Genomic DNA, 26,678 nt, shown 5'->3' with positions numbered 1-26,678 from the left:
TTAATAAAACCTGAAATTCCGGCCCGAAAAACTGGCAGGAATTTCAGGTTTATCAGTTGTACTGAAAAGCTTGCCGCTGGCAGGCTATTGCTGTTTTAAAGCAATAGAAATTATCTGAAAGAATGAATATGAAACCAACGATTGTTCTGGTTGGTCGCCCGAATGTAGGCAAATCAACATTATTTAACCGCCTGACTCGTACACGTGATGCACTGGTTGCCGATTTACCCGGCCTAACCCGCGACCGGCATTACGGGCACGGCAGAGTGGGAAGTAAACCTTATCTGGTTGTTGATACCGGTGGTTTTGAGCCGGTAGTAGATAGCGGTATCTTATATGAAATGGCTCGCCATACTTTGCAAGCCGTAGATGAGGCGGATGCAGTTATCTTTCTGGTAGATGGACGTACCGGTCTGACACCACAGGATCAGATTATTGCCAACCATTTGCGCCAGAGTTCCCGGCCTGTATATCTGGCAGTGAATAAAGGTGAGGGCGCTAACAGACCAATTCTGGCAGCAGAGTTTTATGAATTAAGTCTAGGAGAGCCTATCGTTATTTCAGGGGCGCATGGTGACGGCGTGTATGGACTGATAGAAACCGTACTGGAAGACTTTCCCGAAGAAGAGGAACCGGTAAACAGCCATCATCCGGTTTTTGCAGTTATTGGTCGGCCAAATGTAGGCAAATCAACTTTGGTTAACGCAATTCTGGGTGAGGAGCGGGTTATTGCTTTTGACATGGCCGGTACCACACGTGACTCAATTCACATTGATTTCGAGCGCAACGACAAACCTTTTACCATTATCGATACTGCCGGAGTACGTCGTCGTGGCAAAGTAGATGACGCTATTGAGAAGTTTTCCGTTATTAAAGCAATGCAGGCTATCGAAGCGGCTAACGTAGCTGTACTGGTACTCGATGCACAACAGGATATAGCCGATCAGGATGCAACTATTGCAGGCTTTGCGTTGGAAGCCGGGCGTGCTTTAGTTGTTGCAGTAAATAAATGGGACGGAATAAGCGAAGAGCGCAAGCAACAGGTTAAACGTGATATAGCACGTAAACTGTATTTTCTTGATTTTGCCAAATTTCATTATATTTCGGCATTGAAAGAAAAAGGAATTGACGGGCTCTTCAGCTCAATTCAGGCCGCCTATGATGCTGCAATGATTAAACTGCCTACCCCGAAAATTACCCGCGTATTACAAAGTGCACTGGAACGACAACAGCCTCCGCGCGCCGGCTTAATTCGCCCTAAAATGCGTTATGCTCATCAGGGCGGCATGAATCCGCCAGTTATAGTCATACATGGTAATGCCTTACAGCATATCAGTGATGCTTATACCCGATATCTGACACAAACATTTCGCAAAGCATTTCATTTACAGGGGACACCTTTACGTATTCAATATAATGTAAACGAAAATCCATATCAGGAAAATGACAGCAAACCGGCGCAGCCATTGCGTCGTGTCAAATTAAGTAACCGAATTGCCAAGCGAGAACAGATAAAACAATCGAAAAAGCAGGTAAAGCGTAAAAATAAAGTCAGTTCAAAGAAAACAAATGCCCATTAATGTGATAGCATTGACACTGCTTTCTAAATCGCTGTACGCAGGTGCAGCTAAGCGATAACATAATCAAAAAAACAGGAGTAGCCAAATGAGCGCCAAAGGACAAATGTTACAAGATCCTTTCTTGAATGCACTGCGAAAAGAGTATGTGCCAGTTTCAATTTATCTGGTAAACGGTATTAAACTACAGGGTCAGGTGGAATCATTTGACCAGTATGTTGTACTTTTACGTAATACTTCAGTAACACAAATGGTATACAAACATGCGATTTCCACAATTGTGCCTGCTCGTGCAGTAAGCTTGCAGCATGAACCGAAACCTGCATCAGCAGAATAATACAGTCATACTGCATTAGCAAAAAAACCGTGGATTTCCACGGTTTTTTGCTAATGAGTCATCGATTTGGAAAACAGATTAATCACAATAACACCCGCCAGTACCAGACCGATGCCAATAATTGCCGGCATATCCAGCTTTTGTCCGAATTTGATCCAGGCTATGATTGATACACAAACAATGCCCACACCGGACCAAACTGCATAAGCAATGCCTACAGGCATAGTTTTCAGAGTTTGTGCAAGCGAATAAAACGAAATAATATAGCCCAGAACAGAGCAAATACTGGGCATCAGCCGGGTAAAACCATTACTCAGCTTAAGCATACTGGTTGCAAATATCTCAGCCAGTATAGCGATGGAAAGAAAAATCCATTGATTCATGTTTATCCTTCTCGTTACTGCATTAGTTTCCTTGTGCAGTTATATTACGTATGGTTGATATAAACTGAGTACAAATTTATCGAGTTTTACATAATGTTCAACAAAAAATTTCAATATCAGCTTGAATGAAAATAAAGCCATTCCTGAAAATTTAACCTGAACACTTTCCCATATAAAAACGGATTCAAGTCTGAATCCGTTTTTAGAGAGTAATACTGATGAAGTGACTCAAAATACAACCAATGATTAGCAAAAATACTTAAGCCTTTTCTTCAGTACCATAAAATTTCGTACCAATTTTAATGCTTTCTCTGCCATGCTCACGCCGCCAGGCATTGCTGTCACGTAAAGAATAAGCACAGCCACAATATTCCTGCTGATAAAACTGCTCACGCTTACTAATCTCAATCATACGCTGGCTGCCGCCGCCTTTACGCCAATTATAGTCCCAGTAAACAAGATTAGGATATTTTTCTGCTGCACGTTTGCCGCAATCGTTTATTTGCTGCATATTTTTCCAGCGGGAAATACCCAATGAGCTGGTAATAACCGAAAAACCATTTTCATATGCATACAATGCTGTGCGTTCAAAGCGCATATCAAAACACATAGTGCAGCGAATGCCGCGTTCCGGTTCAAACTCCATCCCTTTAGCGCGTTCAAACCAGTTGTCCATATCATAATCAGCATCAATAAAAGGAATATTGAATTTTTCCGCAAATGCCTTATTTTCATCCTTACGGATTTCATATTCTTTTTTCGGGTGAATATTAGGATTATAGAAGTAAATCGTATAATCAATACCAGAGGCCAGCATTGCTTCCATAACCTCACCTGAGCAGGGCGCACAGCAAGAGTGAAGCAATACTTTATTTTCCCCGTTGGGAGGAGTTAATTTCGGGCGCTGTATATCGGTAGTCAGTTTTTGTGGGTTCATTGATGTGATTTCCTGTTATTCTAGTTAAATATCTTTATCAGTAGATTTTAACAAAGCTGCCAGCGCAACGACATAGCCCGAAAGAAAAAAAGCGTTCAGATATCTGAACGCTTGTATGAAAAAGCCATTTTAAAGAGCGGCTAATGCCTGCTCGTAATCCGGCTCTGTCGCAATTTCAGCCACTAACTGACTGTATAAAACCTGATTATTTTCATCCAGCACAATAACCGCACGGGCACATAAGCCGGCTAAAGCACCGCTGCTCAGCTTAACCCCGTAGTTTTCCTTAAATTCAGGATGACGGAATGTTGACAGAGTTTTTACCTGATCCAACCCCTCTGCACCACAAAAGCGAGCCTGCGCAAATGGCAAATCGGCAGAAATACACAACACAACAGTATTAGAAAGATTGGCCGCAGCTGCATTAAAATGGCGTACAGATGCAGCACAAACACCCGTATCTACACTAGGGAAAATATTCAGTACTTTACGTTTACCGGCAAAATCGGTAAGCGATAATTCATTTAAACCGGCATCAGTCAGCGTAAAAGCTGGTGCTGTACTGCCTGCTTTTGGAAACTGACCACTGACTTCAACAGCGGTACCTTGAAGAGTTACTGTACTCATGACTGCATCCTTCTGATGTTTAATTTGATTAACAATGTGCAGGCTTATTGTGGGGGATTGGCAGGTAACTGTCAAAGATTATCTATGCTGATTATATGCAGTAAATAGCAGCAAATATAGCACCTGCATAAACGCAGAAAACCAACATTTTTCTGACAATTCAGCAAAAACGTAAATCTTAGAAAATACGACTGAGAAAATTTACAGCATCATCAATCAGCCAGTCTGCATTGCAGTCTCTGATTTCAGAGCAATCGGACTGAATACAAACTGGCTTGCGTAATAAAGCTTATTCAACACCAGACCGGCGTACATAATGCTGTAAATCATAAGCAATATTATTTTTACTGCTTACATGGCTGCTGCTTTCAGTTTGTTGCCAGATATCCGTATCAATTGCCGGAAAAAAAGTATCTCCGGCAACATCAACATGAATTCTGGTTAACCGCAAATCGGTAGCCAGAGGCATCGCCTGAGTATAAATTTGTGCCCCGCCCATAATAATAATTTCAGGGCAACCGGCTAATTGCCTGAGCGCTTCTTCAACACTGTGACACAAAATTGCTCCGCTGAATGTCTGCGCATCCTGCCGGCTGATAACATAATTGGCGCGGCCTGGAAGCGGTTTTCTGGGCAGCGACTCCCAGGTTTTACGTCCCATAACAACCGGCTTGCCCATAGTGTAACTTTTAAAAAATTCAAAATCTTCGGGCACATGCCAGGGAATACGATTATTTTCGCCAATACAGTTATTATCCGAAAGAGCGGCAATCAGCGTAATTTTATTCAGAGTATTCATACAGCTACAGGTGCTTTAATGTGGGCATCCGGATGATAATCAGTAAGCGTAAAATCTTCAAACTGAAAAGAAAATAGATCTTTTACATCAGGATTCAGATGCATTTGCGGCAATTTTTTCGGTGTGCGGCTTAACTGCAGTTTAGCCTGTTCAAAATGATTACTATATAAATGAGCATCACCCAGCGTATGAATAAATTCCCCCGGCTCTAAATCACATACCTGAGCAATCATCATCGTAAGCAGAGCATAGCTGGCAATATTAAAAGGCACACCCAGAAAAATATCAGCACTGCGCTGATAAAGCTGACAGGAAAGCCTGCCTTCAACCACATAAAACTGAAACAGAGCATGGCAGGGCGGTAAGGCCATCTCATCTACCAGTGCCGGATTCCATGCAGATACAATCAGGCGGCGGCTGTCGGGATTGTGTTTAATCTGTTGCAGCAGATTACTGATCTGGTCGATATGGCGGCCATCCGGTGCCGGCCAGCTGCGCCACTGATAGCCGTATACCGGCCCCAGATTACCATCAGCATCTGCCCATTCATCCCAGATAGAAACATTATGTTCATGCAAATAGCCGATATTAGTATCGCCGCGCAGGAACCAGAGTAACTCATAAATAATTGAACGTAAATGCAACTTTTTAGTAGTCAGCACAGGAAAGCCATCAGCCAGATTAAAACGCATCTGATAGCCAAAAACCGAGCGCGTACCCGTGCCGGTACGGTCTGCTTTATCTGTGCCACGGTCTAAAACATGTTGCATTAAGTCAAGATACTGTTGCATGCGGATTTATCCAAATAAAAACGGCCTAATTGTAACTTAAATCAACTCAGACTGGCTTGCGGCACTTTCTTTTACCGCCTGCCATGCTTCCGCAATCAGGCTGGCATTGTTATTTTTTAATAACGAAGCATCAGACAGCATCCTCCGCCACTGGCGCGCACCGGGTAAACCATGCATCAGACCCAGATAGTGCCGAGCCATATGGCGCAATGAAATATCCGGATTAGCCAGCTGCCGTTGAGCATAGTCAATTAACTGATTAACCAGGTCTTCATATTCAACAGCCGGCTGGTGACTGGCGTAAAATTCAGCATCCCAGCTGCGCATCAGCATCGGATTATGATAAGCCTCACGTCCGACCATTACCCCGTCAACATACTGCAAATGCCTGTGAATTTGTGCATTATCAGTAACCCCGCCATTAAGAATAATTTCCAGATCAGGAAATTCCTGTTTCAGACGATAAACATAATCATAACGTAAAGGCGGAATATCACGGTTATCTTTCGGCGATAACCCTTCCAGCCATGCATTGCGTGCATGAACAACAAAAATACGGCAGGCCGTTTTTTCACGTAGCGTACCGACAAAATCAGCCAGAGGCTGATAGGCTGTTTCCTTATCCAGACCGATGCGATGCTTAATCGTAACCGGAATATTAACCGCTTCCTGCATGGCATTTAAGCATTGTGCTACCAGTTCAACTTCACGCATCAGGCAGGCACCAAAAGCACCTTGCTGTACCCGCGGGCTAGGGCAGCCGCAGTTAAGATTAATTTCATCATAGTCATAACCGGCAGCAATTTTAGCAGCCTGTGCCAGAACTGCCGGCTCACTGCCGCCCAGCTGCAAAGCAACAGGTTGCTCCTGCGGATGATAGGCTAGTAATCTGTCACTGTTGCTATGGATGATTGCATTAGCATTAATCATCTCCGTATACAGCCACGCATTTCTGCTAATCAGTCTGGCCATATAACGGTAATGCCTGTCTGTCCAGTCCAGCATCGGCGCTACGGATAAAGTTCTTTTCGGTTTAGCATTTTGCCGGAGTTGATGTGCATCACTCCCTGCTGTATATTCTGCGGCAATTAACTGTTTATGTTCCTGCATAATCCGGCACTCTTTTAACACCGCCAAAGAAATACCGAACGGATATTTCCGGCCGGTATTTAGTCGGTTAAATTTCTGATACAGGCAGATTATACATGGGATAACCGAACTGCCAGTTTAGCAATAGCAGTAAAGTTGCTATTTTAATCAATTCTGCTGTTTTAGCCTGAATCAGCGCAGCGGCATTTCAGATTTAATCAGCTTAATTTCTCTTTCACGCCGTTTCTTTTTAAAATGATTTTGCAGCCATATTTTATGCTGCATTTTGCATTGCGGACCCAGATAAATATTATCAATATATTCTTCTACATACGTATATTCGACATACAAACTGTTAGCCGACTGATAATCCTGCGGTTCAACAATATTATCATCTGCGATATGAGTAATATAAATCATCCGGCACTCATCTTCATCTTCAAAAGCAGCATGTTTTATCAGGCAGGAAATGGGTAAAACCGCCAGACTGAGTAGTTCATGCAGATTGGAGATTTTTTGTAACTCGTGATTATTCGAAAGTTCTTCAATAAAATTTCGTATATCTTTTAATTTGGAACGAATTTTACTGATTTTACCAGATTCATCTAATGTACCAATATAATCATCCCATTCGCTATCAATAATTTCTGGTGTTTTTTCATTTTTATTTTCCAGATAAAAGGATTGTTTATTGCGTTTGGCTAACGCCATATACCCTGTTTCTGGATCAAAATACAGGCAACGGTATAAAGGCAAAAAGTGAAGATTATTATTACTTTCAAATTTTATTTGTTTATTTTCTAACGGGTTAATTGATTTAGTGCTATGTGATGAGATTATTTCGTTATTGATACTGCGTTCAGTATTCAGACCAAAAAAATCTTTATTAAAAGCAATACTGATACCGGAGCCAATAATGTTATCTTCATTACCGTATAAACGAAACTGATTCAGGCAATTATGATTAAAGGAGAAGCTGGCTAAAAAGCTTTTGATTTCATTATCAGGATGATTGTTGATATTCAGCCAGCTGGTTAATACCTGATTTTCACTGGGGTCATTCATAAAATCTACAATATTAAGCCGGAATTTACTGGGATTTTCACCTTTAAGCAAATTAAAGAGTACACTTGGCTTAGTATAATGAGCTACCCGACGTTCTGGCCATTTTTCGCTACATTTATTATTTTCTAATACATTAGAAACAAATAAAATATTTTTAATATCATTAGTCAAATTACATATATTTCTAATTTTAGCAAAGATTGTTTCATCAAGCTTTTCAAATTTCTTTTTATTAGAAATTAGACTGGAATTACTTTGCATTAACTTTAAAATAAATTGAGCACAAATATAATAATATGGATGACAATTAGAATAAGTTGCTGTTTTAGCAGCTTCCAAAAAGCAGCTTTGAGCTTCTGTAAAATTTTTAAAAGCTTTACTACTATACATTTTGCCTAGTTCGAATTTAGCTTGAACATACGCACCAGGACTATCTTGTTCAAAAACATTGAGATAATAAGCTTTAGCATTACTATAATTGTGTTTTATATCATAACAACAGCCTAAATTATACTGAGCATCAGCATAAGCTTCAGGATTGTCTTCTTTATTGATATTTAAAAAATATGTTTCAGCCTTATCATAATCGTGTATTATATCAAGATATATATACCCTAAACTAAACTGAGCATTAGCATAAGTTTCAGGATGGTCTTCTTTATTAATATTTAAAAAATATGTTTTAGCCTTATCATAATCGTGTATTATATCAAGATATTTAACTCCTAAATTATACTGGGCTCTAGCATAAGCTTCAGGATGGTTTTTTTTATTGATATTTAAAAAATATGTTTCTGCCTTATCATAATCGTGTTTTAAATTAAAATATATATTTCCTAAATTAAACTGAGCTCTAGCATAAGCTTCTGGATTATCTTCTTTATTGATATTTAAAAAACATCTTTCAGTCCTACCATAATCGTGTTTAATAATAAAATATATATATCCTAAATTAAACTGAGCATTAATATAAGCTTCAGGATCGTCTTCTTTATTAATATTTAAAAAACATTTTTCAGCCTTATCATAATCGTGTATTATATCAAGATATTTAACTCCTAAATTATACTGGGCTCTAGCATAAGTTTCGGGATCGTCTTCTTTATTAATATTTAAAAAATATGTTTCAGCCTTATCATAATTGTGTTTTATATTAAGATATATATTTCCTAAATTAAACTGAGCTCGAACATAAATATCAGGATTCTCTTCTCTAGTGATATTTAAAAAAACAGCTTCAGCCTTATCATATTGTTTTATATTAAGATATATATTTCCTAAATTAAACTGAGCTCGAGCATAAATATTAGGATTGTCTTCTCTAGTGATATTTAAAAGAACTGCTACAGCCTTATCATCTTGTTTTATATTATGATATTTATTTCCTAAACTCAATTGAGCTCGAGCATAAATATCAGGATTGTCTTCTCTGGTAATATTTAAAAGAACGGTTTCAGCCTTATCATACTGTTTTATATTATTATATATATCTTCTAAACTCAATTGAGCTCGAGCATAAATATAAGGATTGTTTTCTCTGGTGAGATTTAAAAGAATGGCTTCAGCCTTATCATCTTGTTTTATTTTATGATATATACATGCTAAATTAAACTGAGCTTGAGCATAAGTTTCCTTACCATCTTCACGGGTAATTTTATTTAATTCTTCGATTTGTTGATCTATATCTTTTTCTTCCATTACTAGTCCTATTTATTTATAGCTAAGCAATTAATTTGTATACTGTTAGTAATACTGCCTGATAGTAATCAAATATAATGAAATTTTTAACTTTGTCGAAAAAGGAACAAATTTATTAATTTACAATTTAACTAATAATAACAAAAATTAAACTTAATATCATAAAATTCATAATTATCTCCAGCTGTATATTTAGCCAGATGGATTTTTATTGATAGATAAAGAAAATTATAAATAAATTGATATTGAGTTAATTAACTACATGATTTGCCAATTAATTATTTTTATATGTAATTAGCTGCAAAAATTGGCGTTTTCCATTGCTTACCGCTAATTGTCTCTCTAAGATAAATTCTTGAAGGATAAGAATTTACTTGTGTTTAATTGAATACTGTTGCTTGCAGTAGACATACAGAATGGAGATGGTTATGAGCGATAACGGATTTGTAGATAAAGCCAAAGGCGAAGTAAAACAGAACGTGGGTAAAGTAGTGGGTGATACTAAAACACAGTCTGAAGGAATGGTTGATAAGGCCGTTGGCGGTGTGAAAGAAGCTGTGCATGATGTGGCTAATGCTATAGATGGCGCAGTAGATTCAATCAAGAAAAAATTTCAGGATTAATTTGTAAACTAAATAAAACCGCTCCTACGAGCGGTTTTATTTAGGAATTATCCTTAGTTGTTCGAATTAAATCAGGATATTTATTTATGATTCGGTTTGTAGCAGATACAACAACAGTATCTCTATACTTTATCAGTGCACAAAGAAATGTTGTTAATATAAATGGTACCATTAAAAAATAAATTACAATTTTTTCAAAAAAATTATTAAAGATAAAAAGAATTAGTCCTATTAATATTGATATTATGAATGAACTCCAAAAAAGGTAAGAAGGCCATTTATTGGCTGATAATACTTCCTTTTGAGTATTTGTTTTGTCATTGATCGAAAGTGAATTAAAATAGTAATAAGTTAATTCGCTTTCATTCCATATAATTCTTCTTATACCTTTATGCCAGCTACCTTGTGCAATATATAGATCAAATAATAAATTAATATCTTCACAATACTTTTGTTGCCAATTATCTATTTGGCTTAGCTCAAGGTATTTTAAATAGGGTATTGTAAATAGTGTAAGTTTTTGTTCCATAATACTAGCATTTTTATTTTTTAACTCTTTTCTTTTTTCTATTAAATACTTTGAAATTTTTATCATATCTTCTTCTGAAGGGATGAATTGATCATTGAAAAACTCTTGAATAAAGCTCTTAGGGATAATTTTGAGCACTGATAAGATATCCATATTACAAATTTCCTTTATATTGGTATTTACTTATCCGTAAAAAGGATAAACTATTTTTATTAGTGGATATTTAAATTTATATAATGAGTGATTATAAAAATCTGAAATATCTGCAATCAAGAAAAAGTTTCAGGATTAATTCTGAAAAATGTGCATAAGGCCGCTTATTTCAGCGGCCTTTGATTTGAATTTATATTTCTTTTAAATCAGACAAACTGGCTACAGTTTAAATTCTTCTGAATTGGCGGCATTAGATATAAAAATGTATAAGTACATATATTGGTTTCACTGAGCCGACTTATGCATCGTTTTGCTGATTAGTAATTGTAACAGGCTGAATAAATTGATCAAAGAGGCAATTAAATAAAGCATTTTCATATTGCCGAAATCAATAATTCCCGCTCCGATAATCGCCCCAATGCCTACGGCTCCATTAAAAATAGCTGCATAAATAGCAGAGGCGGGTAAAGCGTTATCACTTCCTGCCAGCCTGATTACCCATGCCTGAATACCAACAAATAATATGGCTACACCCAAACCCCACGCAAACACCAATACCATCAGTATGATTGGATTATGTGACAAGATTGCACTCAGTAGAATCAGACTGCCACAAATCAGTACTAAGCCTGCACCAAGTATATTTTTCAGATATCTGTCTATAAACAGACCACATAACAGATTACCAGCTACACCGGCTATACCGAATACAAACAGACAAACCGCAATCCAGTTGGCAGAAATAGCCATTTCTGCGGCCATAAATACTTCAATATAGGTAAAAGCAGCAAAATGGGCGATGATGGCAGCAGTAGCAATCAGATAAACTTGGCGTAACTGCTTAATCTGAAGAACTGCTGAAAATTGTTTTCTCCCCATTCGGGAAGTACCGGATACAGCCGGCAGGGTAAAAGCCAGAATAATTGCGGTCATTATGGCTAATACGCTCAGTAATAAAAATGATAAACGCCAGCCAATGGTGCTGCTAATCCAGTTAATAAGGGGAACACCGAGTATACTGGCTATTGAAACACCGCTGAATATAATTGCTGTGGCTCTGCCGGTATATTTGTCTGATACCAGTTGCGCCCCCATAGTGCCCGCCATCGCCCAGAATGCACCATGCGCAGCTGCACCGCACAAACGAGCGATTAAAAGTAAAGAAAAATGTTCACTAATAGCTGCAATACCATTCGATGCAGCCATCAGCAACATTAATACAATTACTACTGGTTTACGAGGCAGATGGCTGAATGTGGTAACTGAAACAAGAGCAGAAACAGCTCCCAGCCATGCATACAGAGTAACAACCAAACCGGTAGTACCGCTGTTTTGTCCCATAGATGAGGCTATAGCGGATAACATACCAATCGGTGCCAGTTCGGTACTCACCACAATAAATGACGCTATTGCAAGCATGCAAACAGCCATCCAGTTACGCCATTGTGTCTTATTTTCTGAATTATTCACTAAATCATTTCCTCTTTTGCAATCAATTTTTCAAACAGATAGAGTTCGGCCTGATATACAAACCTAAAAATTCGGCAGTTGTTCACATCCGGCTGAAAACAAATTGTATTGAGTTGTTATAAATCTGCTTTTAAACATAGTTATCAGCTTGGTGAAAGCAGCGTTAATTCAGTATACTTTGCGAAAATAGACAGATATATAGCTAAATCTGGTAACTGGTTTTCCAGAATCGGAAATCAAATATGAACAAAAAACTATGCTGGGATGATACTAAAGTATTTCTGGCAATCGTACGTGAAGGCACATTGAGTGGTGCTGCAAAGACATTAAAACTTGGCATTGCTACAACTTACCGCCGTCTGGAACGTATGGAAGAAGTGCTGGGATATAGGTTATTTATCCGCGATCAGCAAGGTTATAAGCTAACAGATGAAGGCAGAATACTCGTTTCGCAGGCAGAAATACTGGAACAGGCCGGACACGCGTTTGATGCCATGGCTACCGGAGTCAATGCCAGTGTCAGCGGGCACGTGCGTTTGGCTACGGCTCAGGGGCTGGCTGATCATCTTATTATTCCGGCTTTACCCAAGCTATACTCAGCACATCCTGATTTAACCCTGGAACTGGTTACTGGAGTATCAACTATCAATCTGCAAAGAAGATATGCTGATATGGCCTTGCGGCTGGTTCGCCCAGAGCAGGGTAAAGTAACCATCCGCCGTTTAGGCGAGCTTGGTTTTGGTTTGTATGCTTCTGAAAGCTATTTGCAGCGCAAACCGCTAAATAACGAAGAAACAATATTAAAAAACGCTGATTTTATCGGCTGGCCGGAAACACACCAGAACTTGCCGGCAGCAAAGTGGATAGAAAAAAACAGCCGTGGCAAAACCTGTTGTCTGACAGCCGGCAGCATGTCTGCACATATCAGTGCAGTTGAAGCAGGTATCGGAATGGGTGTCTTACCGAATTTTATTGCCTTAACCAAAAATCTGATTTGTGTTCGCAACGATATTGGCTGCAATCAACCCATTTGGCTAGTCATCCAATCCGACCTTACTAACTCCGGAAGAATAAGAGTGGTAGCTGATTTTCTGAGTAATTTAGTGCAAGAAAATAAAACTCGGCTTGGTTGAGCGGCCTATCCAGACAACAGATTTATTTCTTCACAACTCATTAAATTAATCAATTAATATGCAAAAATACAAACAATATATCATTGGTTTAGCAAATGCTGTTTACTTATAATAATGAGTAAACTATGTTATATTTTAGGTTAATGCTCTTAACTATAAACGATGTATGGATATTAAACTTGGCAAAAACGATAAGCGTTATATAGAAGGTTCAGATGATGTATTCAGCATCATGCAACGCGTACTTCTTCGTGAAAATAAGATAGACAAAGAAAAAGAGCATTTCTGGATTATCGGCATGAACGAAGCAGGGTATATCCTCTATATCGAATTAATTGCTTTAGGTTCAGTAAAGGCTGTTAATATAGAGCCTATGAATGTATATCGTGTTGCAGTGATGAAAAATGCGACACGTGTTATTGCTATTCACAACCATCCCTCAGGGCGTCTTGTCCCTTCCAAAGCAGACTTAGATATTACCGATCGTCTTATCCAGGTAGGCCGTATACTTAATATTACACTCGTTGATCATCTTATAATCAGCACAGAAGCCTATGAAAGTTTCAGAAGCATGGGCATTATGGATGATTTAGAGAAAAGTCTTACCTATGTCCCGACTTATCAGGTGGTTGAGCAGATTAGGAAAGAAGAGAAGAAGATTGCTAGAGAAAAACTAGCTTTGGAGAGAGATAAAACAAAATTAGCTAAGGAAGCTGAGAAACTGGCTCAAATACAAGCAAAGGCCCTTGCCAATGCACTGCTTGATAAGGGTGTCGATTTAAAAACAATTGCTAAGATTATGGAAATTACACCTAAAGCAGTTGAAAAAATGATTAACAATACACAATAACTATGTGTATTGTCTCATACTTGATCTAACATCTTTGTTATTCAAGATGTAATCAGATCAGAAAGTCGGCTCTACGCCATAAATGGGCATTGCTAACGCTATAGGTATAATTATCCATGGTAGTAGTCACTCTTGACCTGCCCAAGTATCGATACAACACGGCCAGTCAATTAAGTAAAACTCAATAATGCTCCTCTATATACCCGTAAGCCTTTTGGAATAGTTCCATATCTTTACCCAATCCAAATTGGGCCAGAGTCAGCAATAACGCCTTTTGGATTTCACGCGGGCCGCTATTGGAGTTCTGCCAGCCATCAAAGCGGGTGGCTTTGACGATTTTGTCGATTTGTTCAACCACATCTCCGATTAACTTAGGCGTAGACTCTGGACGGGTTTCCAGAAAAAGCTTGGTTAGAGCTTGCTTGTTATCTGCTTCTGTCACTGGGTGTTCACCAGTTTCGCGCTCTGCTTGCACTGTGTCCTTCGCAGCATCCAACAAGCCCTTTAACCACTCAATGGCTTTAATAACACCGGCCTCATAGTCCTGGCGAAGTTTTTCCAGTCGCTCGCCTAACTCCACAAATTTAGGCTCATGACTGCCCCGCAAGCGGCCCATAAGATCAATTTCCAATCTTTTAGCACGTTGCTCTTGCTCTTTTTCTGTCAGGGTAAAAATGGCGTGTTCATCCATGATCAACTCGTCGATATCATCGCGAATTCGATTAATATCAGTATGCTCATGGATCATCTTGATAGTTTCAGGGCCTAAAGCAGCCCAAACAAGCGCCCCCGTCTGGCCTACTGGACGCACTGACTCGTAAATTTGCGCTAACCACTTATAGTTTTGACGATACGGGCTTAAAAAAGGATCGGGGCTAATAGCTGACCATAACTTAGATAACACCCCAAAACAAGCGGCGAATTCATCGCGTTTTTTGTTAGTCGGTAAGCACTCTTGCGCGGCCATAATGCCTTCGAAACCCTCTAAGGTGCGGTCCACATTAGGGAAGAAGGACAAGCACTTATCTAGTTGTGCCGGTAATAACTTTTTAAAGGCCTCGATACCCTCTACGACACCATCAATTTCCTCCGGCTTATAAGCCAATGCGGTACGCAGATTTTCAAATACGCCGAGGTAGTCGATAATTAACCCCATATCTTTGCGAGTATCATCGGTTTCGTACAATCGGTTAGTCCGACACATGGCCTGTAAAAGGGTGTGATCGCGTAAAGGTTTATCCAAATACATGCAATAGCAGATAGGAGCATCGAAACCAGTTAACAATTTGGCAGTAACGATGATGAGCTGTAAGGGATGTTTTGGGTCTTTGTAGCATTCAATCAGTTCTTTTTGTACTTGGCTTTCCGCATCAATATTCTGCCAGCGCTCGAAATCCTCTTGTTTGATGGGTAGCTTTAACTCATCGTGCCACTTACGCCAATCGTTGTTGACCTTGTCTTTTTTATCGCCCTCTTTGGCTTTTATAGGGGCCTGATCAACGTTCATAACCACTTCAATCGCATCAAAGCCAAGCTTTTCACCGAGCAAGTAGTACATTTGCACACAAGCTTCGCGATCATATACCACTACCATGCCTTTCATCTTTTTCGGCTTTACGTGGCTGGTAAAATGTTTGGCAATGTCGCTACTAATGGCCGTCATGCGCTTGGGGGCTTTCAACATTATAGCCAACTTACCAGCACGTTTAGATAATGCCGCTTTTTCTTCATCGTCTAAGTCGTTTTCTTTAACCAGTTGCTTGAACTCTTCATTGATAGCGTCACGATCCACCCTCAGTTCAGCAAGGCGCGGTTCAAACTTAACCGGATTGGTGGAGCCATCACGGATCGATTGCTTATAACTGTAACGGTTCATATAGCGACCGGGATCTTCGTCGGCGCCAAACAATTTAAAAGTATTGCGATCGATGCCTGAAATGGGTGTACCGGTTAAACCATAGAAGTGGGCGTTAGGTAATGCCCAACGCATTTTCTCGCCTAAACCGCCTTCCTGGGTGCGGTGAGCTTCGTCTACAAGTACAATGATGTTATCTCGGCTGTTCAAACCATTCGGGTTGCTATCATCAATCTCGACATCTTTAAACTTAAAGATAGTAGTGATTAAAATGCCACGACTGTCTTGTTCAATATATTCGCCCAGCTTTTTGCAACTTTGTACTTTGATTAGGTTTTTAACGTCAGCACCACCAAAGGTTTCGTTGATTTGACTATCCAGGTCTCGCCGGTCCACCACGACCAATACGGTCGGATTTTTTAACGCATTGTCAGCACGTAACATTTTAGCGGCATAGAGCATCAGCAATGACTTACCCGATCCTTGAAAATGCCAAATTAGGCCTTTTTTCGGGTAGCCTTTACGAACTCGCTCAACAATCTGTTTCGCTGCTTCAAATTGCGGATAACGCGGCAGAAGCTTAATACGCTTAGGAGGGGTATTTTTACCGGTTTTGACAGTTGAAAATAGCGCGAAGGATTCCAGTAGCTGTAATAAAGTCTGCGGATTTAACAGACCCTCGCAGCTGTTAAGTACCGATGCCAATCCCGGCAGAATCTCATCACGAAGCTCAGTACTATGCCAAGGCCCCCAATCTTTAACGCGGGCATTAATTGCACCATATGCAAAGGTTTTTCCTTCACTAGCAAAACACAATAAGTTAGGCACAAAAAAAGGTTCAATATTTTTCCAGTAGTGTTTTTTACCGCCCATAAAATCGGCTGCACCGTCTTGCCAAGTCACGCTAGGACGCGTCGCAGTTTTAACTTCGCCTACTACCAACGGTATGCCGTTCACATACAGCACAATATCAAAATAGACTTCGGTGGCCGCGATATAATGCACCTGTTGCGACACTACAAAGTGATTATTGTCTATGTTATCAAAATCAATCAGATTAATGGTGATATGATCGCCATTCTCACCAAAAGGTAAGGTTTTCTCGGCCATTAACCACTCATAAAAGTTTTCATTCGCCTTAACCAAACCGGTATGGGCAGCTTCAAGTATCACGCCACGCAGTTTATAAATCACTTCATCAGCATAATCCGGTTGCTTGGCGATATCGGGATTTAACGAACACAACGCATCTTTTAGCCACTCATCAACAAAGATATCCCGCGATTGTTTAGGCAGGCTCTCTCCGTGGCAGTAACTCCAGTTTATGCCGCTTAACTCTTTTAAGCGACTGATAATTCCATTTTCTGTGACGGTTTGTTCATTAAACATTTAATTATCCTAATGACTAATTTTTATTATTGATTAAGCCCTTTCGTAATGCTTTTAAAGAGTTATTTTTATCACCTAAAGTCTTTGACCACTCAGATAAAGCACGTAAGGTATCACTTAGTTCTATTTGTACACCTTTTGGCGGAACAGGGATCCAAAAATCGAGCATATGTGGAACTTTTATACTGGGTTGAACTGCAAGCATTACTACGGCTTTGACTAAATGCTGAAAGTATTTGGATGCGCAATATCTATACCAATATTCTGGCACATGCTCTTGTTTGAATCTTAATGCTACCAAGTTTTGTGCTATGCATATGTTCGAACTCTCAGAAGTTAAAGCTACTGCACCAACACTACCAACAGTTGAAATCAAAAGATCTCCAGAGCTTGGATGACCGGCTCTAAACCACGTTTCATATGTATCTTGGCTTACCCATTTAGAGACTTTATCCAAGTTAGGAAACATTGACTTATCAATTATTGAATTGATTTCCAAAAGAGGAATACTATTTTCATTACTTTCGTTTTGATTTGGTGGTGTTTTTCCTCTGTTATCTATGACCTTCGTAAATAGTTCCTTGAACCTCCCATATCGCCAACCATCAGGCAGAGCTCCATTGAGTTTTTGCATAAACTTTTCGTCTTTTTGGAGATGATGGCCTTTATAAAAATAGTTGTCACAAACCACACGAATTAAGAGGTCTTGAGCTTTAATAATACTCGCATTGTCTTTTTCCTGTTTTGCAATACATTTTAATAATTCTATTGATTTAGATTGTGTATCTCTTGGAGGAATGAGAAATTCCTGATTAGCTAGAACTTTCCATTTTATTGTTGGCGATAGTGAGCCCTCAGAAATCGAAATAGCACGATTCATAAATACATCAGATTGCATAAAAAATGGTAAAAACTCAGGAATTACATTTTCAGGATTAGCTTCCAGAACCATCGCATGCGCTGAGCAAATACAATCCCAATCTGCCACCGCTACCTTTCGCTGATAGGCTCGACGCTTACCAAAAATAATCTGGCCCTTCTTCACCAATAGCTTTTGTCCTTCAACGTCACTCGGTACACCATGACGTTTAATCTTTAGGCTGTCTGGATCTAAGTGCTCCAACCCAACATAGATTTTAAGATCGGTTTCGCTTGGCTCGACTCGTTTAGAGATATGTTTAGCAATATCGCCAAACTTCACCATCTGCCAACCTTCTGGTAATTGTTGTTTCGTCATTTACTGTTCCACCTTGTCTTCAACGCTATAACCAAGTTCAGCAAGGCTTTTGAATAATTTTTGGGTCTGTTTCTTTAATTGCACGCGACTGACTTTCCACGCCACAATGGCATGTTCAATATCATGTACTTCGCCGTTACCCTGTGCTTGCACATATAGCGGAATCGACAGGTTATAAAGATTCTCTTTGATAGTTTCGATATCCACCAATGCAGTGATATCACTCTGCTTTTCAGGTGTAAAATAAGCCTCACACAACACCATTAAATCATCATCGGATAAGCGGCTATGGGCGCGTTCACGGGTGACATGCTTAACACCGTTGATAAACAATATCTTGTTTTTGCGGTCGACAGACTTACTACAGTTAAGTACAACGACACAAGATTCCATTGGCGAGTTATAAAACAGGTTTGGCCCCAAACCAATCACTGCTTCAATAATGTCTGATTCAATTATCTGTTTACGAATGGCTTGCTCAGAATCGCGAAACAAAACACCGTGCGGCCATAGCATAGCGGCACGACCTGTATTAGGCTTCATGCTTTTGATGATATGGGTGTAAAACGCATAATCGGCACAGCCTTGTGGTGGCAAGCCATAGAGATTACGGCCATAGGGATCGTCAGCAAACTTGTCGCGGTTCCATTTTTTAATGGAGTATGGCGGATTAGCAAAAATCACATCAAACTGTTTGAGCCGATCGTTTTCAATAAACTTGGGCTCGGCTAAAGTATCGCCGCGCAGCACATCAAACTCTTCAATATCGTGCAGGAACATATTCATACGGGCAATAGCGGAGGTAAGTAGATTAACTTCCTGCCCGTAAAGATGTACCGACCGCCACTCTTTGCCTTGGGAACGTAAATCCATCACCGCATTAAGCAACATGCCGCCAGTGCCACAAGTTGGATCGTAAGCGGTTTCACCAGGTTTTAGGCACATGATGCGCGTCATTAAATGAACTACAGTTCGGTTAGTATAGAACTCTGCTGCGGTATGACCGGAATCGTCAGCAAATTTCTTAATCAGGTATTCGTAGGCCTCACCGAGGTCATCCTGAGCGACAGATTTAATACCTAGTGGAATTTTACTAAAATGCTCAATCAGATCGCCCAGCAGATGATCGGGCAGGCGTTCTTTGTTGGTCCACTGGGCATCACCGAACACGCCATGCAAGCGCGGATTATTGGCTTCGATTAAGCGAAGCGCGTTCTGAATAGCTTTACCAATGTTTTTGCTGGTGTTGCGTATCTTCTCCCAGCTCGCTTCTATAGGAATATCAAAGCGGTGAAACATGGGCATGGCAGCGTATTCAACGTCTCCCTCATGAACCTCCATCGCTTCGTTATATTCTTCCAAATATACGTCCGATAGACGTTTATAAAACATTAGCGGGAAGACATATTGCTTATAGTCTGAGGCATCGATTTGGCCCCGCAAGTACTCAGCCGCTCCCCAAAGCAAATCTTCCAGTTTTTTCTTATGCATTATACTCATATCTCAAGCCCTTCTTTGATTAACAGGGCTTCTAGCTCCTCTTCCGCTTTTTCCAGGGCAGCCAGTTTTTGTTGGAAATCTTTGAGTGCCTCTTCTACTGTAATGGTTTCTTCTTCGAGTGGCTTTTGCACATAACGAGCGATATTAAGATTGAAGTCATTTTCTTCAATCTCGTTTAAGGGTACCCAACGTGCAACGCCTTCGATTTCTTGTGCTGCCGGCCCTTGTTGCTTCTGGCTCTGATAGATGCGGTAGATTTCATCGGCCTGAGCGTTGGACAAGGTATTCTGAGCCCGGCCTTTGGTATAGATTTCTTCAGCATTAATGATGAGTACATGATTTTTGTGTGACGCCGGCCGTGATTTACGTAACACCAGAATACACGCAGGAATCCCCGTGCCATAGAAAAGGTTTGGAGCAACGCCAATAATGGCTTCAATGCAGTTTTCTTGCAATAATTTGGTACGAATTGCGCCCTCAGCACCTCCACGAAACAGTACGCCATGAGGTAAGACAACTGCCATACGGCCTGTATCGTTGAGTGAGGCAAACATATGCTGCACCCAAGCAAAGTCACCATTAGTTTTAGGTGCCAGACCATACTGCTTACGCCCATAGGGGTCATTTGACCACAGGTCATAACCCCATTCTTTTAAACTAAAGGGTGGATTGGCGATAACACAATCAAAAGTTTCTAAACGATCATTTTGCAAAAACTTAGGCTCACGCAGAGTGTCTCCCCGCACAATATCGAAATCTTCCTGCCCGTGTAGAAAAAGGTTCATACGCGCAATAGCTTCGGTGGTTAGGTTTTTTTCCTGACCTTTGATTTTTAGCAGGCGCGGGTCGCCGCCGCTTTCTTTCACATGGTGAATGGTTTCGAGCAACATCCCACCTGTGCCACAAGCAGGATCGTAAACGCTCTCACCAGCTTTAGGATCGAGAATGTTAACCATCAAGCGAACAATAGTACGTGGAGTATAGAACTCACCGGCTTTCTTGTTAGCTTTATCAGCAAAGCGTTTGATCAGATACTCGTATGCGCGTCCCATATCATCGTCACGGACACTAAAAACGCCAAGGTTCACCTTATTGAAGTGATTAAGTAACGTAGCCAGCAACTCATCAGAAAGACGTTCTTTATTGGTCCAACTGGCATCGCCAAAAATGCCATGCAATTTGGGATTTGCTAGTTCTATGCCGCGAAATGAGTCTTTTAAGGCTTGGCCTACATTTTTAGGCTTGGCAAAAACGTCACGCCAATGACAGTTTTCAGGTATTTGAATACGGTGGAACATCTTGCCTTTGGCAAGTTCTTCATCCCCAACGCTCTCCATCGCATCGACAAACTCTTCGTCATACACGTCGCAAATACGTTTGAAAAACAAAATTGGGAAAATATAAGTTTTATAATCTGATGCATCGATAGGCCCAGTGATGATGTGGGCTGCATGCCAGAGATGGGCCTCGAGATCTTTTAGGTTAATCAGTGTCATTAATTTTTCTCTGTACGATTCTGCGATGTTGGAACCTTTTGTAGCAAATCGTTTATGCCACAGTCAAAAAACAAGCAAAGCCTGTCCAATGTATTCAGGTCAACCTTCTGGACAATCTCCCTGTAAAGTAAAGTTATGGTGTTGCAACTAAAGCCGTTTCCCTAACCGCATCGGCTATCCACATTTTGTGTTCGCCCATGAGTCGAGCAAGATGGCAACGGATCATAACAGTCCTTATCGTTGTATCTAATGATGCGAATTTTACATTAGAACTTTGTATCAAACGAACATTTTTAAATTGAAAGATTATTTATACGTATAAAATAGTGCTACAACCTGCAGCGCTATTTTTAAGTTATATCTGATAGATCGCTATTTATTTTTCTCCTTCTTAGCCAAATGCCTATCAATCCAAGCATCAATATCACTCTCTAACCATGCAACAGCTCGTTGACCTATCTTGAACTGCTTATAGATATAACTACTGATAAAAGAAGAATCGGTAAGAAGAAGGTATTATCCAAATTTTTCACTTCAACAAAGGCACAGAAATAACAATATTGGCATTTTCTGAACATATTAAGTTTTTTACCGTTTAATTTACGATAAAAAATAGTAGTGGATATTACCAAGCTTTAATAAATAGAAAAACCAGCTAATCTAATCGATATAACTGGTTTTAAGAAAGAATATTAGGAGTTAATAAAAACTAAATTTCTATTCCCACTCAATAGTGGCTGGCGGTTTGCCGCTAACATCATAAACGACACGGTTAATGCCGCGTACTTCGTTGATGATGCGATTGGAAACGCGGCCGAGCAGGTCGTAGGGTAGATGAGCCCAGTGTGCTGTCATGAAATCGCTGGTAATTACTGCTCGCAAGGCTACTACGTATTCATAGGTGCGACCATCTCCCATTACCCCTACGGATTTTACTGGCAAGAATACAGCAAAAGCCTGGCTGGTTTTATCATACCAGGATACACCGTCTTCGTCGCAGGTGTTACGCAACTCTTCAATGAATATATGGTCAGCACGGCGCAGTAAATCGGCGTATTCGCGTTTTACTTCACCCAGTATTCGCACGCCCAGACCCGGACCGGGGAAGGGGTGACGGTAAACCATATCACGTGGTAATCCCAGCGCAACACCCAGTTCGCGTACTTCATCTTTGAACAAATCGCGCAATGGTTCCAGCAATTGCAGATTAAGTGTTTCAGGCAGACCGCCTACATTATGGTGGCTTTTAATAGCATGTGCTTTTTTGGTTTTAGCACCAGCGCTTTCGATTACATCGGGGTAGATGGTGCCTTGTGCCAGCCATTTTGCATTTTGTCGTTTGCCAGCTTCTTGCTGAAAGACTTCGACAAATTCGGCTCCGATAATTTTACGTTTACGTTCAGGATCGGTTTCACCGGCAAGTTTGGCTAGAAATTCGGCAGAGGCATCAACGTGAATCACATTGACGCCAAGGTTTTTGCCGAACATATCCATGACCATTTGCGCTTCTTGATAACGTAACAGGCCATGATCTACAAATACACAGGTGAGTTGGTCGCCAATGGCGCGATGAATCAGTGCCGCAGCTACTGATGAGTCTACTCCGCCGGAAAGGCCAAGAATAACTTCATCGGAACCAACCTGTTCGCGAATTTTGATAATGGCTTCTTCGATATAGTTAGGCATAGTCCAGCTAGGTTTGGCCTGACAGATATCAAGTACAAAGCGATTGATTAGTTCACGTCCCTGTTTGGTATGGGTAACTTCAGGATGAAACTGAACACCGTAAAAGTGCTTGTGCGGGTTTTCAATGATGGCATACGGACAGCTTGGTGTATGTCCGATACTTTTAAATCCTTCTGGCAGTTTGCTTACTTTATCGCCATGGCTCATCCACACATCCAGTGTGTTAGGCTGGTTATCAAAAATGCCATTGGTAAACTGGCTATCTTCTGTATGTACCTGAGCATAACCGAATTCGCGCTGATCGCCACCGCTGACTTCGCCGCCCATGGTATGTGCCAGCCATTGCATGCCATAACAAATGCCAAGAATGGGTATACCGAGATTGAGTATTTCCGGGTTAGCCTGATAGTCTGATTCATAAACTGAATTGGGACCACCGGACAGGATAATGCCTTTAGGGGCGAATGCCTTGATATCTTCAATAGGCATGTCAAATGAATGTAATTCACAATAAACATGAGCTTCACGTACGCGTCGGGCGATAAGCTGGGTTACTTGTGAACCAAAATCGAGAATTAATATTTTATCCTGATTCATGCTAGGCTCTTGACAGGTGTTTGAATAAAGCGTGTTATTCTATCATTATTCAGATTTTAGTTCTGTAAAAAATATCATTATGATTGCGTTGATGAATAAGTTTAATTTTGATTATTTTATAGAATATACTTCTATTTCCGATGTAATTTTTTTTTTAATAGGATCCCATTTACCATAATATATCTTATTAAAGTTATTTTGTTTTGATCCAAATCGAAATTTATTTTGTTCTAATATATTACTAAGTAAATGATCTACATCAAGAGGCTTTTTTTCTTTCATTAAAATACTAGAATAAATAGTTTTTGCTGCTTGTGTTAGGGGCCATGTAGTGACGGTTGGTATTTCAATCACATCCTTTTCATATATAAAAAAAATGTGAGTTGAATTTGCTATAGAGTATATTTTATTATCGTTTAATGTTGTTTGTATCCAATGAGATGTTAAATATATCCCAGGTGTATAATGAGTAATTAATCCTGCATCTCTTAAACAAATAAGTTCCTCTCTTCTAAATAATAATCTATTATTATCTCTTCCTGGATCTAAAATACAATCACCATTCAATATAAAAGTAGATAATTTATCAAAACATTCAGCTTCAAATTTTGAAAGATTTCTTATTTGGTCAAGAGCTCTCAGTGGTAATGTATTAGGATTATTAATTTCTTCAGCTAAAATTCTTCCCCATATATCTTTTAATGTTTCATCTGCGATTAATTTAGCTTCATTTCTCCATTTATTTAGAAAATCTTCCGATGGCTTATTGTCAGTATCTGCTTTATAATTTATATATTTAAGAGAATTTTCAATACATTTTAAGATATTTATCGTCTCATCTGTTTTTATTGTTTCCGCTAAAACTTCGATCAAATTACGTTCAGGATTTATTGAAAGATGATTAGTATCGAGATCATATGTATTTTTCCCCGATAAAATATTTTTTTTATCAACTTCATTTTGTGCATCAGATAGAATTTTCATTCTTTCACTTTTAGCAAGCTTATTACCAAATATTAAATAAGAAACTATCTCAGCTACTCTAGCTGATTTTTCCATAATTGGTTTAAGAGAAATGTCAAAATTGGTTTTTAATTTGACATTAAAATTTAATTTTTTTTTCATATATTAATCTTTGTAAAAATTTAATGGTAATTTTTTCTTTTTTAATAAGATATTTTTTACTATTTTAAAAAGTTGAAATTGAAATTCTGTTGTATTTAATATTTTAATAAAAATATAATGGAGTTTCAAGAAAAAATATTAATAATTTATATATCATCAATGCTTTAATATTTAAATAAAATTTATCTGATTTAAGGTAAAAAATTATTAGAAAGAATGATATTAAAGGGCTTAAGATGCACAAATGGCTTAGATAGTAAACTATTAGACTGCTGTTTACAAATTTTTTAATGACTCTCTTTTTTCTTTTGCAAAAAATTTCAGAATATTGATAAAGTTGTTTTGATAGTCGTAATCAGCGATATTTTCTACAATTCCGTCACTAAATTGTATATAAAAGTGTATATCTTCTTTTATATTTGAGTTTTTATTAAATGTCATAACAAATTCAAAGGCTTTTATATTGTCAGGATAATTTTCGCTGGAGATTAATGGATTAGCTTTGATTATATGCTGAACAAATGCAATAGATTCCAGATAAGATATATCTATTTTTTCATTTTCTACATAGATTGCATCTGGTGTGAAAAGAACCTTTTTAATTAATTCATTAGTTTTTTTGAATTTAATAACTGCAGGGATTACTATACATAGAAGTATAGTTGACCAAAACCAAAAATATAGCCCAAAGACGAAAGGAATCAAATAAGCACAAAAATAAATAAAGTAAATGAAATAATTAATATGTGCAAAAAGTTTATTAGAGGTAAATTTTTTAGATTCACTTCTCCATTCTTGCATGACTTTTAAATTTTGTGCTTGGTCATTCATAAAATCTCTTTCTGGGATTCTGCATGATTTAAAATTTACAGGATAGATTTTTATAAAGTTTGATGCAATAGGTAAAGTGGTTTGATTTTTAAGTAAAATATGTTGGTAGATATTATTTTTCTTATTCAGATTCTACCAACATGAATAATTTGTTATTCAGAAATATTAGATTGCTTTACTGGAATTTTTAGTAACTCTCTTCTTTCTTTTGCTAAAGTTTCCAGTATAGTGATAAAACGGTCTTCAAAGTTATAATACTGATATCTTCGTCGAAATGATTTACCAAATGCCATATAAAAATATATTTCTTCTTTAATTATTGGATTTTCAGTAAATTTTATGCAGAATTTACATGTAGTCCCTTTATATGGAGAGTAGACATGATTAATAAACGTAATTGATTTAAGATAACAGATGTCTATTTTTTTTTCTTCTATATAAATTGCTTTTAATGAGAAATTAATTTGTTTAATATTTTTTCTTTGGGTTTTATAGAGTTTCCAGAAAATAAAAGTCACTACTGCTGTAAATAAAACTATTGATATGATAAAAAAATCTTGATCTTTAAATGATATATTTGATAGATATATAAAACAAACATAAGCACTTAAAGCTGTAAAAAACAAATAAATATATGCATAATCATTTGAACAACAATGCCATTCTTGCATGAGTTGTAAATATCTGGATCGGTCATTCATAAAATTTAAGTACTCAGTTTTCTTAAATTAGGTATGGAATGTTAGTAGTGCTTGCTTATATTGATGGAGCTATACAATTTTAACACAATTTAACTTTTTTGTATCTGGTTAAATTATTAAATTCAATGTGATTTAAAGTGTATAGGAGCGTTTTTTATGTGGTTAGATGCAATAGGTAAATTAGTAATATGGATTGATTT

Annotated in this window: 23 protein-coding genes and 1 pseudogene; 5 read left to right on the top strand and 19 right to left on the bottom strand. The window is 38.7% G+C overall.

Annotated elements, in window-relative coordinates:
• The first annotated feature begins 128 nt into the window (after positions 1–128).
• Positions 129–1,580, top strand: a complete 1,452-nt coding sequence (der, locus tag SALWKB2_RS06145; RefSeq protein WP_025330802.1) for a ribosome biogenesis GTPase Der — start codon at positions 129–131, stop codon at positions 1,578–1,580.
• Between the two features lie 85 nt (positions 1,581–1,665).
• Entirely contained in the window at positions 1,666–1,914 is a 249-nt protein-coding gene (gene hfq, locus SALWKB2_RS06140; RefSeq protein ID WP_025330801.1) for an RNA chaperone Hfq, read from the top strand.
• 50 nt (positions 1,915–1,964) lie between these two features.
• On the opposite strand, the gene SALWKB2_RS06135 is transcribed toward hfq, so the two are convergent.
• From SALWKB2_RS06135 to SALWKB2_RS06105, 7 genes are all read right to left on the bottom strand, one after another.
• On the bottom strand, positions 1,965–2,297 hold the full coding sequence (locus SALWKB2_RS06135; protein ID WP_025330800.1) for an SMR family transporter: 333 nt from the start codon (positions 2,295–2,297) through the stop codon (positions 1,965–1,967).
• Positions 2,298–2,556: 259 nt separating this feature from the next.
• The gene (locus SALWKB2_RS06130; RefSeq protein WP_025330799.1) at positions 2,557–3,234 is read right to left on the bottom strand and encodes an epoxyqueuosine reductase QueH; all 678 of its coding nucleotides are present in this window, start codon (positions 3,232–3,234) and stop codon (positions 2,557–2,559) included.
• Between the two features lie 129 nt (positions 3,235–3,363).
• Positions 3,364–3,861, bottom strand: coding sequence for a thiol peroxidase (tpx, locus tag SALWKB2_RS06125; RefSeq protein ID WP_025330798.1), 498 nt, complete (start codon positions 3,859–3,861; stop codon positions 3,364–3,366).
• A gap of 289 nt (positions 3,862–4,150) precedes the next feature.
• The gene (locus tag SALWKB2_RS06120) at positions 4,151–4,651 is read right to left on the bottom strand and encodes a dihydrofolate reductase (RefSeq protein ID WP_025330797.1); all 501 of its coding nucleotides are present in this window, start codon (positions 4,649–4,651) and stop codon (positions 4,151–4,153) included.
• A gap of 5 nt (positions 4,652–4,656) precedes the next feature.
• Positions 4,657–5,451 (bottom strand): thymidylate synthase, encoded by a 795-nt coding sequence (locus SALWKB2_RS06115; RefSeq protein WP_025330796.1) that lies wholly within the window; start codon positions 5,449–5,451, stop codon positions 4,657–4,659.
• 36 nt (positions 5,452–5,487) lie between these two features.
• A complete protein-coding gene (dusA, locus tag SALWKB2_RS06110) occupies positions 5,488–6,561 on the bottom strand; it encodes a tRNA dihydrouridine(20/20a) synthase DusA (RefSeq protein WP_025330795.1) in 1,074 nt (357 codons plus the stop codon).
• 171 nt (positions 6,562–6,732) lie between these two features.
• A complete protein-coding gene (locus SALWKB2_RS06105) occupies positions 6,733–9,303 on the bottom strand; it encodes an SEL1-like repeat protein (protein ID WP_025330794.1) in 2,571 nt (856 codons plus the stop codon).
• A gap of 428 nt (positions 9,304–9,731) precedes the next feature.
• Here SALWKB2_RS06105 and SALWKB2_RS06100 point away from each other — a divergent pair, with 428 nt between their 5' ends.
• Positions 9,732–9,926 carry a CsbD family protein gene (locus SALWKB2_RS06100; RefSeq protein WP_025330793.1) on the top strand — a complete coding sequence of 65 codons (195 nt, stop codon included), beginning with the start codon at positions 9,732–9,734 and terminating at the stop codon, positions 9,924–9,926.
• A gap of 40 nt (positions 9,927–9,966) precedes the next feature.
• Here SALWKB2_RS06100 and SALWKB2_RS06095 read toward each other — a convergent pair whose 3' ends face one another.
• Both SALWKB2_RS06095 and SALWKB2_RS06090 read right to left on the bottom strand, forming a co-directional pair.
• Positions 9,967–10,608 carry a hypothetical protein gene (locus tag SALWKB2_RS06095; protein WP_025330792.1) on the bottom strand — a complete coding sequence of 214 codons (642 nt, stop codon included), beginning with the start codon at positions 10,606–10,608 and terminating at the stop codon, positions 9,967–9,969.
• A 285-nt stretch (positions 10,609–10,893) separates the two neighbouring features.
• Positions 10,894–12,078 carry an MFS transporter gene (locus SALWKB2_RS06090; RefSeq protein WP_025330791.1) on the bottom strand — a complete coding sequence of 395 codons (1,185 nt, stop codon included), beginning with the start codon at positions 12,076–12,078 and terminating at the stop codon, positions 10,894–10,896.
• 242 nt (positions 12,079–12,320) lie between these two features.
• Between SALWKB2_RS06090 and SALWKB2_RS06085 the strand changes: the two genes are divergently transcribed.
• A complete protein-coding gene (locus tag SALWKB2_RS06085; protein WP_038648877.1) occupies positions 12,321–13,211 on the top strand; it encodes a LysR family transcriptional regulator in 891 nt (296 codons plus the stop codon).
• Positions 13,212–13,377: 166 nt separating this feature from the next.
• Positions 13,378–14,061: a JAB domain-containing protein gene (locus tag SALWKB2_RS06080; protein ID WP_025330790.1), complete on the top strand. Its 684-nt coding sequence runs from the start codon at positions 13,378–13,380 to the stop codon at positions 14,059–14,061.
• Between the two features lie 181 nt (positions 14,062–14,242).
• Here the strand turns inward: SALWKB2_RS06080 and SALWKB2_RS06075 are convergent, their stop codons facing one another.
• From SALWKB2_RS06075 to SALWKB2_RS06040, 10 genes and pseudogenes are all read right to left on the bottom strand, one after another.
• The gene (locus SALWKB2_RS06075) at positions 14,243–17,305 is read right to left on the bottom strand and encodes a type I restriction endonuclease subunit R (protein ID WP_025330789.1); all 3,063 of its coding nucleotides are present in this window, start codon (positions 17,303–17,305) and stop codon (positions 14,243–14,245) included.
• 16 nt (positions 17,306–17,321) lie between these two features.
• Positions 17,322–18,542 carry a restriction endonuclease subunit S gene (locus SALWKB2_RS11885; RefSeq protein ID WP_025330788.1) on the bottom strand — a complete coding sequence of 407 codons (1,221 nt, stop codon included), beginning with the start codon at positions 18,540–18,542 and terminating at the stop codon, positions 17,322–17,324.
• The gene (locus tag SALWKB2_RS06065) at positions 18,543–20,042 is read right to left on the bottom strand and encodes a type I restriction-modification system subunit M (RefSeq protein ID WP_038648874.1); all 1,500 of its coding nucleotides are present in this window, start codon (positions 20,040–20,042) and stop codon (positions 18,543–18,545) included.
• A complete protein-coding gene (locus SALWKB2_RS06060) occupies positions 20,039–21,538 on the bottom strand; it encodes a type I restriction-modification system subunit M (protein WP_025330786.1) in 1,500 nt (499 codons plus the stop codon). Before SALWKB2_RS06060 ends, SALWKB2_RS06065 begins: the two co-directional genes overlap by 4 nt.
• Positions 21,538–21,681: pseudogene (locus tag SALWKB2_RS12715) on the bottom strand (helix-turn-helix domain-containing protein); the annotation flags it as partial. The pseudogene SALWKB2_RS12715 and the gene SALWKB2_RS06060, both read right to left, overlap by 1 nt.
• Before the next feature lie 229 nt (positions 21,682–21,910).
• Positions 21,911–22,015, bottom strand: coding sequence for a helix-turn-helix transcriptional regulator (locus SALWKB2_RS12710; protein WP_370530644.1), 105 nt, complete (start codon positions 22,013–22,015; stop codon positions 21,911–21,913).
• Positions 22,016–22,255: 240 nt separating this feature from the next.
• Positions 22,256–23,821 (bottom strand): glutamine-hydrolyzing GMP synthase, encoded by a 1,566-nt coding sequence (gene guaA / locus SALWKB2_RS06055; protein WP_025330785.1) that lies wholly within the window; start codon positions 23,819–23,821, stop codon positions 22,256–22,258.
• A 111-nt stretch (positions 23,822–23,932) separates the two neighbouring features.
• Positions 23,933–24,946 carry a DUF2806 domain-containing protein gene (locus tag SALWKB2_RS11665; RefSeq protein ID WP_025330784.1) on the bottom strand — a complete coding sequence of 338 codons (1,014 nt, stop codon included), beginning with the start codon at positions 24,944–24,946 and terminating at the stop codon, positions 23,933–23,935.
• A gap of 276 nt (positions 24,947–25,222) precedes the next feature.
• A complete protein-coding gene (locus tag SALWKB2_RS06045) occupies positions 25,223–25,777 on the bottom strand; it encodes a hypothetical protein (RefSeq protein ID WP_025330783.1) in 555 nt (184 codons plus the stop codon).
• A 152-nt stretch (positions 25,778–25,929) separates the two neighbouring features.
• The gene (locus SALWKB2_RS06040; RefSeq protein WP_025330782.1) at positions 25,930–26,448 is read right to left on the bottom strand and encodes a hypothetical protein; all 519 of its coding nucleotides are present in this window, start codon (positions 26,446–26,448) and stop codon (positions 25,930–25,932) included.
• Positions 26,449–26,678 lie beyond the last annotated feature (230 nt).

The sequence above is a fragment of the Snodgrassella alvi wkB2 genome, assembly GCF_000600005.1.
Taxonomy (GTDB): domain Bacteria; phylum Pseudomonadota; class Gammaproteobacteria; order Burkholderiales; family Neisseriaceae; genus Snodgrassella; species Snodgrassella alvi.
The sequence above is the reverse complement of the archived record's forward strand: the minus strand, read 5'-3'. Positions and strand labels throughout refer to the sequence as shown.

Excerpts from the sequence above, each read along its gene's own strand:
- der (WP_025330802.1), top strand. The coding sequence starts at position 129 with ATGAAACCAACGATTGTTCTGGTTGGTCGCCCGAATGTAGGCAAATCA.
- hfq (WP_025330801.1), top strand. The coding sequence starts at position 1,666 with ATGAGCGCCAAAGGACAAATGTTACAAGATCCTTTCTTGAATGCACTG.
- SALWKB2_RS06135 (WP_025330800.1), bottom strand. The coding sequence starts at position 2,297 with ATGAATCAATGGATTTTTCTTTCCATCGCTATACTGGCTGAGATATTT.
- SALWKB2_RS06130 (WP_025330799.1), bottom strand. The coding sequence starts at position 3,234 with ATGAACCCACAAAAACTGACTACCGATATACAGCGCCCGAAATTAACT.
- tpx (WP_025330798.1), bottom strand. The coding sequence starts at position 3,861 with ATGAGTACAGTAACTCTTCAAGGTACCGCTGTTGAAGTCAGTGGTCAG.
- SALWKB2_RS06115 (WP_025330796.1), bottom strand. The coding sequence starts at position 5,451 with ATGCAACAGTATCTTGACTTAATGCAACATGTTTTAGACCGTGGCACA.
- dusA (WP_025330795.1), bottom strand. The coding sequence starts at position 6,561 with ATGCAGGAACATAAACAGTTAATTGCCGCAGAATATACAGCAGGGAGT.
- SALWKB2_RS06105 (WP_025330794.1), bottom strand. The coding sequence starts at position 9,303 with ATGGAAGAAAAAGATATAGATCAACAAATCGAAGAATTAAATAAAATT.
- SALWKB2_RS06100 (WP_025330793.1), top strand. The coding sequence starts at position 9,732 with ATGAGCGATAACGGATTTGTAGATAAAGCCAAAGGCGAAGTAAAACAG.
- SALWKB2_RS06095 (WP_025330792.1), bottom strand. The coding sequence starts at position 10,608 with ATGGATATCTTATCAGTGCTCAAAATTATCCCTAAGAGCTTTATTCAA.
- SALWKB2_RS06085 (WP_038648877.1), top strand. The coding sequence starts at position 12,321 with ATGAACAAAAAACTATGCTGGGATGATACTAAAGTATTTCTGGCAATC.
- SALWKB2_RS06080 (WP_025330790.1), top strand. The coding sequence starts at position 13,378 with ATGGATATTAAACTTGGCAAAAACGATAAGCGTTATATAGAAGGTTCA.
- SALWKB2_RS06075 (WP_025330789.1), bottom strand. The coding sequence starts at position 17,305 with ATGTTTAATGAACAAACCGTCACAGAAAATGGAATTATCAGTCGCTTA.
- SALWKB2_RS11885 (WP_025330788.1), bottom strand. The coding sequence starts at position 18,542 with ATGACGAAACAACAATTACCAGAAGGTTGGCAGATGGTGAAGTTTGGC.
- SALWKB2_RS06065 (WP_038648874.1), bottom strand. The coding sequence starts at position 20,042 with ATGAGTATAATGCATAAGAAAAAACTGGAAGATTTGCTTTGGGGAGCG.
- SALWKB2_RS06060 (WP_025330786.1), bottom strand. The coding sequence starts at position 21,538 with ATGACACTGATTAACCTAAAAGATCTCGAGGCCCATCTCTGGCATGCA.
- guaA (WP_025330785.1), bottom strand. The coding sequence starts at position 23,821 with ATGAATCAGGATAAAATATTAATTCTCGATTTTGGTTCACAAGTAACC.
- SALWKB2_RS11665 (WP_025330784.1), bottom strand. The coding sequence starts at position 24,946 with ATGAAAAAAAAATTAAATTTTAATGTCAAATTAAAAACCAATTTTGAC.
- SALWKB2_RS06045 (WP_025330783.1), bottom strand. The coding sequence starts at position 25,777 with ATGAATGACCAAGCACAAAATTTAAAAGTCATGCAAGAATGGAGAAGT.
- SALWKB2_RS06040 (WP_025330782.1), bottom strand. The coding sequence starts at position 26,448 with ATGCAAGAATGGCATTGTTGTTCAAATGATTATGCATATATTTATTTG.